Raw genomic sequence first — 11,889 nt, 5'->3', positions numbered from 1 at the left:
TGCGGTCACTTCCGGACCCATCTCCGGCCGCCGCGGCCTTCGGGTTACAACCTCCCCCGCTCGGCCAACTCCGCGGCGTGTCGGATCAAGCGGCGCACGCGTTCACCGAAGGAAGCGAAACGCCTGTCCCTGGTCTGGCCCCGCTTCCAACGGAAGTAGATTTGCTGAAGGATCACCGCCAGTTTGAAATAGGCAAAGGTCATGTAAAAATGCATGGACGACAGATCGCGGTCGCTCAACCGGGCATACAGCTCCATCATTTCCGCGCGGGTCATGAAACCGGGAAGCGGCGTCACCGTCGGCAAAATGTCCTTCATCTCCTCCGGGTCATCCCGCTCCACCCAGTAGGAAAGGGAGACGGCCAAATCAAAGAGGGGATCCCCCACCGTCGTCATCTCCCAGTCCAGCACCGCGACGACCTTTGTCAAATCCTCCGGATCCAGCAGCATGTTGTTCAGCTTGAAGTCGTTGTGGATCATCGTCGGCGCAGGGCTTTCCGGGACATGGTCCGCAAGCCACCGGGTCAAAAACTGGATTTCCGGAATTTCGTCCGTCCTGGAACGGTGATAGCGATCGATCCATCCGCCCACCTGCCGTTTCAGAAAACCGTCCGGTCGTCCGAAACCGTCCAACCCCGCCTCCCGCCAGTCGACGGCGTGGAGCTTCACCAGCGTTTCCACCACCGTCCGGGATATCCCCCGGCAAAGCTCTTCCGTCGGTTCCACCTCCGGGGGAAAGGCGTCATCCAGAACCACTCCTTCCCGGCGCTCCATCACGTAAAAGGGAGCGCCGATGACGGAGGAATCCCGGCAAATCACAAACGGTTTGGGGGCCAGCGGAAACACCCGGTGCAACTTGGACAACAGGGTCGCCTCCCGCACCATGTCGTGGGCCTTCGGCGGAACCGGCCCCAGGGGCGGGCGGCGCAAAACCGCTTCCCAATCGCCGATGCGGACAGAATAAGTCAGATTGGAAGCACCGGCTGGAAACTGACTCACCTCGAGGGGCTCCGGGCCAAGATCCCTCAGGTTCTCCCGGAGGAACCGCTCCACCTTTTCGCGGTCAAAATCCTCCCCTTCCCTGACGGGGATCGTCCGATTGGCTTCCGCTTTTCCGCCCATGATTCACCCCTCCCCCAGTTTGGCTTCAGGCCTCTGAACACGCCTCCCCTCTCCAGACAAACCCAGCAAAAATCATGCCAACATTCCGATGAAAACGGACGCAAAAAAACGGAAACAAGGGAGAGATTCTCCCTTCTTCCGACATAGGGGTCATCCTCTTCTTCTATCCATTTCGACAAATGTGTCAATTTTCCTCCGCCGTTAGCGGATAAGTCAATCACGACTTACGGGAGCCAGCTCACGTGGGTGAAGAATTCCCCTTGAGCACACGAATGGAAAGAGCCCCATGCATCCAATTCCGATGGATGAAAGCCGCTTCGTTCCCGGCTCTCGTGTCACGGGCGGGGATCCATCCTCCCGTCCTCTCAATGGGAAAACAGCTCCCGCAGCTCCTCCAAGTTTTTCGGGCGAGGATCGGCAGCCAGGGCCACCATCAATTTGATCCGCGCTTTGTGAGCCGGAATGCCCCGGGCAAAAATGGCTCCCCGTTCAGCCAGTTCCCGTCCCCCGCCTTCGAAGTCGTAAACCGGCTCCACCGCCCCTCCCGGTGAGCGGCTGGTGATCACGACGGGCACCCCCTCTTCCAGGGCCCGAACGATCCCCGGCATCATGGCCGGCGGCAGATGTCCCATTCCCATCCCCTCCACCACGAGGCCGGGCACGGATCGTTCCAGAGCGTGTTGAACCAAGGAATCGTCGGTGTCAAAGCCCGCCTTGATCATCGGAATTCGGCACGTCAGGGCCTCGGTGCGAACCGGTATGCATTCTCTTTTCACCGCCCCCATCAAATAGCGGATCCCGGTCCTCTCCACCCATCCGTATGGACCGAATTGGGGAGACTCAAACGCTTCCACGTGGCTGGTGTGCATCTTCTGGACAAAACGGGCGCCGTGGATCTCTCCGTTCATCACCACGAGCACCCCCTTGTTTTCAGATTCCGGAGTCGCCGCCACCTGTACCGACTGCAACAGGTTGAGAAAGCCGTCGCTGCCGGGTTCGTTGGAGGATCGCATCGCTCCGGTGAGAATTACCGGTTGGGTCAGCGGCAGGGTCAGGTCGAGAAAATAGGCCGTCTCCTCCAGGGTATCCGTTCCGTGAGTGACGACAATTCCGTCATATTCTTTCGCTTTGTCCAGGATCAACTGGCGCAAGCGGATGAAATGATCGAGGGTCAGATGGACGCTGGGAAGGTTGGAAAAGGTGAAAAAGTCGACGTGGGCGATCGAGGCCAAGGTCGATTGCTGCTTGACCAGAACATTCTCATCAAGCACCCGGACCGCACCGGATTCGTCCCTTCCCATGGCGATTGTTCCTCCGGTGGTGATGATCAATACCCGTTTCATGGCGCGCCTCCAGAACTCAGTTTCGAGCCGATCCGTTTCCGGATCCCCCGCTTAGTATACCGCGCAGCCCCGCCCCCAGTCCACCTCGCCCCGCGCGCACCGATCGCGGGACCGCACGGCAACTTCCGAGGTCTGTTCTCCGTCGGCTGCAGGAGGCAACGCAGGCAAAGGCACGAAGAAAAGGGCTCCCCCGAAGGGACGGGTGAGCCCATGTATGATCAAGGCCGCTCCCGAAGAAGAAAAACGGGGATTTCAAACTCGCCGCGGGAAGCCGGAAATTCGGCCGCCCATGCCGTGGCGAGACTCTTCACTCCGTGCGAAGTCCTTCCCCTTCCTTCACCCAGTCCTTAAACTGCTCCCGCAATTTCGCTTTCAGGAATTTCCCGGCGGAAGTCCGGGGGATTTCCTCCACGAAGACCACCCCGTCGGGAAGCCACCACTTGGCGAATTTGGGCGCCAAGAACTGGATCAATTCCTCTTCCGTGGCCTGGGCTCCCTCCTTGAGCACCACCACCGCCAGCGGGCGCTCCTGCCACTTGGGATGGGGAACGGCGATCACCGCCGCCTCCGCCACGGCGGGATGCCCCATCAGGGCGTTCTCCAGGTCGACGGAACTGATCCATTCGCCGCCGGATTTGATCAGATCCTTCGTTCGGTCGGTGATCTTCACAAAACCCTCCGGATCGATCGTCGCCACATCGCCGGTCCGGAACCAGCCGTCCTCCGTGAAGGAATCCCGGGAATCGGGCCGGTTGTAATAGTCCGCGGCGATCCAGGGCCCCCTCACCTGCAGCTCGCCCATGGTTTTCCCGTCATGGGGGGCAAACCCATCTTCCGTCGCGATCCGCACCTCGACAAACGGAAGAGGCAATCCCTGCTTGGCGCGATACTCGTACTGTTTTTCCTCCGGCCATTCCTCCATGTGGGGTTTCAATATTCCCAGCGTTCCGACCGGAGTGGTTTCTGTCATCCCCCAGCCGTGAACCACCCGGAGATTGTGCCGGTCAAAGGCCCGGATCATCGATTCCGGCGCGGCGGATCCCCCCACCATCATCCGCATCCCCGGAACCAGGTCCCATTTACCGGGGTTTTTCTCCAGCATCTGCAAAATGCCGAGCCAGATGGTCGGAACCCCGGCGGTAATCGTGACCCGTTCCTTTTCGAAGAGATCCAGCAGACTGGCGGGGTCCAGGTGCGGACCGGGAAAAACCTGCTTCGTCCCCACCATGGTGCAAGTAAAGGGCAGGCCCCAGGCATTGACGTGGAACATGGGAACCACGGGCACGACGACATCGCGCCGGGAGATGCCCAATACATCGCCCAAAGCGGTGGCAAAGGAATGGAGCACCAGGGCCCGGTGGCTGTAGACCACTCCCTTGGGCCTGCCCGTCGTCCCCGAGGTGTAGCACATCCCGGCGGCGTCCTCCTCCTCGAGCTCGGGGTAAACGAAATCCTCGGCGGGTTCCGCGATGAAGGACTCGTATTCCTCCATCCCCTCCGGAACCGGCTGACCCGTGAGGGAAACCACGATGATTTTTTCGACCCGGAGCTGATCCCGGAATTTTTGCAGCAGGGGCAAGAGCACGTCGTCAACAATCAAAAAGCGGTCACCGGCGTGGTTGGCGATGTAAGCGATTTCATCCGGATGAAGACGAAGGTTCAGGGTATGGATCACGCCTCCGGCGGCGGGAATTCCGAAATAGCTCTCAAGATGGACATAATGATTCCACATCAGGGTGCCTACCCGGTCACCCCGCTTGAGCCCGGCCTTTTGCAGGGCCTTGGCCAGGGAACGCGCTCTGCGGTAAAAATCGGCGTAAGTGTATCGATGCAGCGACTTGTCCGGCATGCGCGAGACAATCTCCACCGATCCATAGAGCATGCCCGCCCGCTCCAAAATATGCATCAGCGTCAATGGGTAATTCATCATGGTTCCTTTCATACCCGTATCACGCTCCCATAAATAATCGGACCTACTTGCATTGTAATGGATTATTGACTCAAGATTCAATATAATCCGATGATACTTTCCTTTCCCTTTGAAAGCGGGAGCGCAAACCTTGTCAGTTTCTGGGCCCGTGCATAAGCGGATCGGCCCCCACTCATAATGAAGGTAACGGGCACGTAACGGTCGAGCCCAGATCCATAGGGGCTAAAAAAGGTTCCTACGGATCGGCCGCAGATTGCATGCATATCTCAAGCTTGCATGCAGTCGGAGGGAAGATTCCGTCCGGTCGGGAAAGTCTTTGTTGCAGTCGGACCTAAGAACTGGATTGCAACAGGGTCCCAACCGATCGTGCGGTCGAGCGAAGATCGTACAGAGTGCCACAGGCTCCATCTAAAGAACTGCGCTCTGAAAGGGAGGCCTTCAACCTCACCTCTTAAAGAGCGATTCGGAGTGAACGGTTCCATGCAGCCGAAAGGGTTGCATGGGACTGTAAAGGGATTCTGTACGGTCGAACGAACACGATCATGGGTTGTGAACTGCCCGCTCACGGTCGAAAGATCGTGGGTGGGTAATCAGCGATCCATGATAGTGAAAAGTAGACCGTTACGTGCCCGTTTTATTTTTGAAAAAATGCGCGCGACCGCCTCCGTTGCTTCTGCGCGGCCGAGGTGTACCGAGGACCGAAACCGTTCCGAAAACGGGCGCGGCATACCCCCTTCTGCCGCCCGTCGCGGGAGATGGAACCCTACTTTTTGGTGAGTCGAAGCTTGTCCCTCCTTCGGACCATCAGGGACATAAACCTGCGAAGGCTGAAGCCGCCGACAATCCCCTACTCCTGCGGGAAATAAATCCCCTCCTTGCTCCACACCTCTTCCATGACCTCGAGACGGCGGGAAACATCGGCTTTGTTTTTTCTCCCCACCGCCGTGATCAGGGCGTTGATCAGACTGAGGGGCGCCACGTACGAATCCACAAAGGAAGGGAGCCTGCTGGAAGCAACCAAGTAGACCTCCGCCTCGCGGGCCAAGGGCGAACCGTGGGAATCGGTGATGGCCAGCGTCTTCACACCCCGGCCCCTCGCGTACTGGATGGCCTGGATCGTGCGGGCGGTATACCGCGGAAACCCGATTCCGATCAGCAGATCATCGGCGCGAAGCGGAGAAAGCTGTTCAAACATCGTATCCGAATGCTGAATGAGCTTGGTGTTTTCCAGAATCAAATTGAGGTAAAAGGTGAGGAAATAACCCAAGGCGTGGGAGCTGCGGAAGGCAACAACGGAGATCATCCGCGCACGGCTGATCATGCCGACGGCTTCGGCAAAAGCGGAGGCGTCCAACATGTGCATCGTCTGCTGGAGGTTTCCCAAATCGTCGTGAAGCACTTCGTAGACGACCCGCTGTTCCTCCGGGTAAGCGTCTTCAGCCAGATCAAGCCGTTCCACCGTGGTCAGCCGTTCGCGGATTTCCTCCCGGAGGTGTTTCTGCATCTCGGAAAAACCGGAAAATCCGAGGTAAGTGGCGAACCGGATCACCGTCGCCTCGCTCACCCCGGCCAATTGGGCCATTTGCGCCGCCGTCAGAAACGGAGCGCGATCGGGATGAGCCTCCATGTAGGCCGCCACCTTTTGATGGGCTCGGCTCATCCCGTCGCTTTTTTCACGAATCCGTCGAAACACGCTCACCTTCTTCTTTTTCACGACATCACCTGCCCTTGATCGTTAATTTCACCCCCCTCTCGAAACGGTCCAGCGTTTCTTCAATCACGTCCGGCGTATGGGCGGTGGAAAGACTGAACCGGTTGAGAGGCTTCACGTAGATTCCCTGATCCAACAAGGCATAGTCGATCCTCCGGCGGAGAGTGAGTTCGGAGCGCAGAATATCCTGAACCTGGCTTACCGGACCTTCTCCGAGCACCAGGTTGAAAATGCTCCCTACTCCCACAGTTTGTCCCGGAATCCCGTTTCTTCTCAAGATCTCTTCCATTCCCGCGCGAAGAGCCCCCGTCGCCTTCTCCACTTCGGCGTACACACCGGGCCTTCTGAGGGCTTCAATGGTGGCCATGCCGGCAGCGAGCACGGTGGGATGGCCGTTGTAGGTTCCGCTGTGGAACAGGGTGTCCGAAGCCGCGCGACCCTTCCTTTGGGAACCGATGGAAAGGATATCCGCCGCACGGGGGGGAGGCGCGCAGATGTCCATGATCTCCTTCCGACCACCCACGGCGCCCACGGGAAAGCCCCCGCCCAACACTTTGCCGAGAGCCGTCAGATCGGGAATCACCCCGTAACGGCCCTGGGCTCCCGACAACCCGACACGGAACCCCGTCTTCACCTCGTCAAAGATGAGGAGAGCCCCGCAGGCCCGCGTCAACTCCCGCAGCCCCTTTAGAAATTCCATTTTGGGCGGGATAAATCCTCCCTGAACCGGCTCGATGATCACCGCAGCCAGCTCGTGTCCGTGACGCCGGAGGATCTCTTCCGTCCCGTCCAGATCATTGAAGGGAAGCACCACGGTGTTTTCCAGGTAATAGTCGGGAATCCCCATGGAATCGGGATGTGCGGAGGGAAGCTGATCCGCGCTTCTCCGGTCGGGGTTGACACTGATCAACACCTGGTCGTATCCTCCGTGATAATGACCTTCGAATTTGGCCAGTTTCGGCCGGCCCGTCCAGGCCATCGCCAACCGGATGGCCAACAGGGTCGCTTCCAGGCCCGAATTGGTGAAGCGGACCGTGTCGATCCCCGGATACAGGCCGACCAGCGTCCGGGCCATGTCCACCTCCAACCGATGGGGCGTTCCCAAAACGGTCGTACCCATCCGGTTCATCTGCTCCAGCACCGCCTTCTTCACCCGCGGATCGCCGTGTCCCAGCATCAGGGCTCCGTAGCAGAGGTTGTAGTCGATATACTGATTTCCGTCCACATCCCTCATGCGGGCGCCGTTCGCCGATTCCATCGCGATCGGATACGGATCGAAATATTTGATGTTGGCTGTCACTCCCCCGGGCAGATAATTGGCCGCTTCCTCGTGAAGCTCCGCGGAACCCGCCGTCTTGCCCACGAGCGGATGAACCGGATGTGCCGATGTTGCCATGGAATTCATCCCCTTCGAAGTATTTCATTCATAAAAATCATCTTCTTGAATGATTTACTTCATTTTACGGCACCCCGGAAGAAATGGCGACGGCGGGTTCTTCCCTTTTTACGGAGTTTTGGTCCTTCCGGGCCCCTCTGACAAAAAAAAAGGACCCTCTCGAAGGGTTTTTCGGATTTGCTCGTAATAACTGCTCGATTTAATGAAGGAAATATTTCTCTATCGACCTTTAAATAAAGGATTTCCTTCACCTCACTCATCCATCCTTCACCATCGCCAAGGAAGCGCTTCGGTAAAGCTCGCTTTCCCGGACGCCGTTCACAGATCTCCCTCAAACCGCTCCCCTTCGGGCAAACGGTGCGCGATGCGCGCCGAAGCCGCGGCGGCGATGCCCGCCACCAGGTCGTCCAGAAATACGTGCACCCCCGCCTTTCGCCGATTCAGACGGCCGAGGATCATCGGTTTCCGCTTGTCCAGATACCCGAAATTGGTCAGGCCGATGCTTCCGTACACATTGGTGATTCCGAGGGCGAGGATCTCGTCCATCCCGTACAAGGGCTCATCGATGGCCAAGATCGTCTGCAGCGGTTCGGGCAATTTTTTCTCCTCCGCCAGCATGTCCAGGGAGACGCCGGTAATGACGGCGTGTTGAACTTCCCGTTTCCGCAGAACGCGTTCCACGCTCTCCCTGCATTCGTGAAGGGTCAGATCGTCATGGTACGGTTTTTGCAGTTTCAGAACGATCTCCGCAATGGAATCAAGGGACACTCCTCTTTTTTCCAACAAGCGAACGACGTAATCGTAAAACACGGGCTCCTCCCCTGAATATGCATCCGCGCAATCCTCACCCACCGCCCGAGGGAGGCTCCTTCAGGCGAAAGGTGCGTTCTCCTAGGATTTCCTCAATGCGCGCGCGGCATTCCTCCGACGGGCGGATCCCGTACTTGGAAACGGGCAGGGCCAACACTTTCTTCGTTCGCTCATAATAGAGATACACGGGAACTTCTCCCCGGTGCCGGAGGAGCACCTGTTTCAGGGACTGAAGCGCTTGGCCGTCCTCGTGCCGGGGAGAAATCCGTATAAACGCCGCGGGACGCTCGCCCCCGCGATCTCCCCCGTCCCGGCCGGGCGCAACCGCCGCCTCCGAGCCCCGGGATGAATCCCCCGTAGCGTCAGGCAGTTCTTTTGCCAACCGCTCCAGGTCCTCCAGGGTATCGGCCAAGACCTTTACGCCCTCTTCATGGTGGTTGATCCGGCCGGAGATGCGAACCGGCCGGTCCGTCTGGAGCAATGTCCGGTATTGGCGATAGGTTCGGGGGAAGAGGATCACTTCCACCTGCCGGGACCAATCCTCCGCCGTGACGAAGGCCATCGGTTCCCCCTTCCGGGTGGTGATCGGCTTCACATGGGTGATCATCCCCGCGATGGAGATTCGCTCCCCATCCCGGCATTCCTCCAGTTCGGCAAGGCTGTGGGTCGCGAGGCGGGGCAGCTCCTCCCGATAGCCGTCCAGGGGATGGCCGGAAAGATACAGCCCGAGCAGTTCCCGTTCCATTTCGAGAATTTCCCTTCGGGTAAAGGGAACGGTGCTGCTGTAATCGAAACGGGGGGAAGAAATGGTGAGCGTCTCATCCTCGAAGAGGTCCAACTGGTCCTCGGAGCGCAGCTGTTGAAAAGCGCTCCCCCGCTCCATCGCCTCATCCAACATGGCCAATTGCAACGCCCGGTGACCCTCCAGGGATTCCGTGGCCCCGCACTGGATCAGGGATTCCAGGACCCGCCGATTCACATGTCGCAAATCCACCCGCGCGCAGAGGTCGAACAAATCGCGGAAAGGACGTCGCTTCCGCTCCCGCAGGATGGCTTCGATCGCATGGGTTCCCACGTTTTTGACCGCTTCCAGCCCGAAGCGGATCGCTTCGCCCTCCACGCTGAAAGAGCGTCCGCTCCGGTTCACGTCCGGGGGCAGCACCTCAATGCCCATGCGGCGGCACTCCTCGATGTATTCGGCCATTTTCCCCTGGCTGCCCATCACCGTCGTCAGGAGCGCAGCCATGAAGGCCAACGGATGATTGGCCTTCAGATAGGCGGTCTGATAAGCCAGCACCGCATAGGCGGCGGAGTGACTGCGGTTAAAGCCGTAATCGGCGAACCGGACGATCAGATCATAGACCCGGCGCCCCGTCTCCTCATCGTAGCCGTTGGCCCGGCAGCCGGCCAGGAACGCATCCCGCTGTTCGTTCAACAGTTCCCTCTTCTTTTTGGACACGGCCCGGCGCAGCAGATCGGCTTGGCCGAGAGTGAAACCGGCCATCCGGGAGGCGATCTGCATGATCTGCTCCTGGTAGACGATGATGCCGTAGGTGTCCTTCAGAATCGGCTCCAGATCGGGATGGGGATAGGTGACGGGCTCCTTGCCGTGCTTCGCCCGGATGAAACGGGGAATCTGTTCCATGGGGCCGGGTCGGTACAGCGCCAGCACGGCGATGAGATCCTCGAAGCAGGATGGTTTGAGCTCCCTGAGCACCCGGCGCATTCCCGCCGATTCCAGTTGAAACACGCCGATGGTATCCCCCCTGCCCAGCATCCGGTAGGTTTCCTCGTCCTCCATATCCATCCGGTCGAAGCGGATTTCCTTGCCCTCCGTCTCCCGGATGATGCCGATGGCCCGCTCGATCACCGTCAGGTTGCGAAGGCCGAGAAAGTCCGCCTTTAACAGGCCGATCGACTCCAACACGTCCATCGGATACTGGGTGAGGCTGTCTCCTTCGCTCCCTCGCATCAGGGGGACGTATTCCGTCAGGGGTTTCTCGGAGATCACCAACCCGGCGGCGTGGGTGGAGGCATGCCTGGGCATTCCCTCCACCTTTTTCACCACTTCCATCAGCCGGGCCATCCGCGGGTTGCTTTCGCACAGCTGTTTCAACCTGGGTTCCGCCTGAAAGGCCTTTTCGAGGGTCATGCCCGGAGAGGCGGGGATCAACTTGGCCGCCCGATCCACTTCGGGATAGGGAAGCCCCATCACCCGTCCCACGTCGCGCACCGCCGCCCGGGGAGCCATCGTTCCGAAGGTGATGATCTGCGCCACCCGGTCCGGCCCGTATTTCCGGGAGACGTACTCGATCACCTCATCCCGCCGCTCGTAATTGAAATCGATGTCGATGTCCGGCATGCTGATCCGCTCCGGATTGAGAAACCGCTCGAAGAGAAGCCCATACCGGATCGGGTCGATGTCGGTAATGCGGAGAACGTAGGCGACCAGGCTGCCCGCGGCGGAGCCCCGTCCGGGGCCCGTGGCGATGCCCCGTTCGTGGGCGAACCGGACGAAGTCCCACACGATGAGAAAGTAGTCGGCAAAACCCATCCGCTCGATGATATCCAGTTCGTATCTCAGCCTTTCCCGCACTTCGGGGGTGATGGAACCGTAGCGCTGTATCGCTCCCATTCGGCACAGCTCCCGCAGATAGGAGGAAGACGTGTGGCCGTCGGGAACGGGAAAACGGGGCAAGAGCCGCCCCCCCAGAGGGATTTCCACCCGACACCGCTCCGCGATCCGGACCGTGTTGCGGATCGCCTCCGGAACATCCGCAAACAGTCGGGCCATCTCCTCCGGCGTCTTCAGATAAAATTCATCGGTGGGGAAGCGCATCCGATCCTCTTCATCGAGGCGTCGGCCGGTGCCGATGCACAACAGGCAATCCTGGACATCATGATCCTCCCGGTTGACGTAGTGGACATCATTGGTGGCCACCAGGGGCAATCCCGTCTCCTCCGCCAGGGCGATCAGGTGCCGGTTCACCTTCTGCTCCTCCGGCACCCCGTGGGACTGGAGCTCAAGGAAAAAATTCCCCTCCCCGAACAATTCCCGGTACTCTTCCGCGATCCGGCGCGCATCTTGAAACCTGCCCTCCAGAATCGCCCGGGGAATTTCTCCCGACAGGCAGGCGCTGGTGGCGATCAGCCCCTTTCGAAAGCGGCGGAGCAAGGCCTTGTCCACGCGGGGTTTATAGTGAAAACCCCGAAGATGGGCCTCCGACACCAGCTTCATCAGATTCCGGTATCCCTCGGTGGTTTCCGCCAAAAGCAGGAGATGGTAAATCCGATTTTCCCGCGGAGAAGGCCTTTCCTCCAACTCTCCCGGCGTGAGATACACCTCACAGCCGATGATCGGGCGGATCCCCCGTTCGCGGCATTCCCGGTAGAAGGGGATCACGCCGTGCATCACCCCGTGGTCGGTGATGGCCAGGGCATCCATGCCCTGCGCTTCGGCTTTCCGAACCAGCTCTTTGATCCGTGCCGCCCCGTCCAGCAGGCTGTATTCGGTATGGACATGAAGGTGCACAAAGGTCGATTTCATCGTCCCCACCTGTCCTTTGGCCTCTCTCCCT

At 59.3% G+C, this 11,889-nt stretch carries 7 protein-coding genes; all 7 read right to left on the bottom strand.

Annotation, left to right across the window (positions count from 1 at the left end):
* Window positions 1–44 precede the first annotated feature (44 nt).
* The 7 genes from CLV97_RS07405 to CLV97_RS07375 all read right to left on the bottom strand — a co-directional run bounded on the left by CLV97_RS07405 (window position 45) and on the right by CLV97_RS07375 (window position 11,858).
* On the bottom strand, window positions 45–1,121 hold the full coding sequence (locus CLV97_RS07405; protein WP_106344888.1) for a phosphotransferase family protein: 1,077 nt from the start codon (window positions 1,119–1,121) through the stop codon (window positions 45–47).
* A 365-nt stretch (window positions 1,122–1,486) separates the two neighbouring features.
* Complete coding sequence (locus tag CLV97_RS07400) at window positions 1,487–2,464, bottom strand: asparaginase (protein WP_106344887.1); 978 nt, start codon at window positions 2,462–2,464, stop codon at window positions 1,487–1,489.
* Between the two features lie 307 nt (window positions 2,465–2,771).
* Entirely contained in the window at window positions 2,772–4,394 is a 1,623-nt protein-coding gene (locus CLV97_RS07395) for a long-chain fatty acid--CoA ligase (protein ID WP_211295704.1), read from the bottom strand.
* Between the two features lie 847 nt (window positions 4,395–5,241).
* Entirely contained in the window at window positions 5,242–6,108 is an 867-nt protein-coding gene (locus CLV97_RS07390) for a MurR/RpiR family transcriptional regulator (protein ID WP_106344885.1), read from the bottom strand.
* 4 nt (window positions 6,109–6,112) lie between these two features.
* Entirely contained in the window at window positions 6,113–7,501 is a 1,389-nt protein-coding gene (locus CLV97_RS07385) for an aspartate aminotransferase family protein (RefSeq protein WP_106344884.1), read from the bottom strand.
* 318 nt (window positions 7,502–7,819) lie between these two features.
* The gene (locus tag CLV97_RS07380) at window positions 7,820–8,311 is read right to left on the bottom strand and encodes a phosphatidylglycerophosphatase A family protein (RefSeq protein WP_106344928.1); all 492 of its coding nucleotides are present in this window, start codon (window positions 8,309–8,311) and stop codon (window positions 7,820–7,822) included.
* Between the two features lie 34 nt (window positions 8,312–8,345).
* Window positions 8,346–11,858 (bottom strand): DNA polymerase III subunit alpha, encoded by a 3,513-nt coding sequence (locus CLV97_RS07375; protein ID WP_106344927.1) that lies wholly within the window; start codon window positions 11,856–11,858, stop codon window positions 8,346–8,348.
* Window positions 11,859–11,889: the final 31 nt, after the last annotated feature.

Source organism: Planifilum fimeticola, assembly GCF_003001905.1.
GTDB classification, from domain to species: domain Bacteria; phylum Bacillota; class Bacilli; order Thermoactinomycetales; family DSM-44946; genus Planifilum; species Planifilum fimeticola.
The sequence above is the reverse complement of the archived record's forward strand: the minus strand, read 5'-3'. Positions and strand labels throughout refer to the sequence as shown.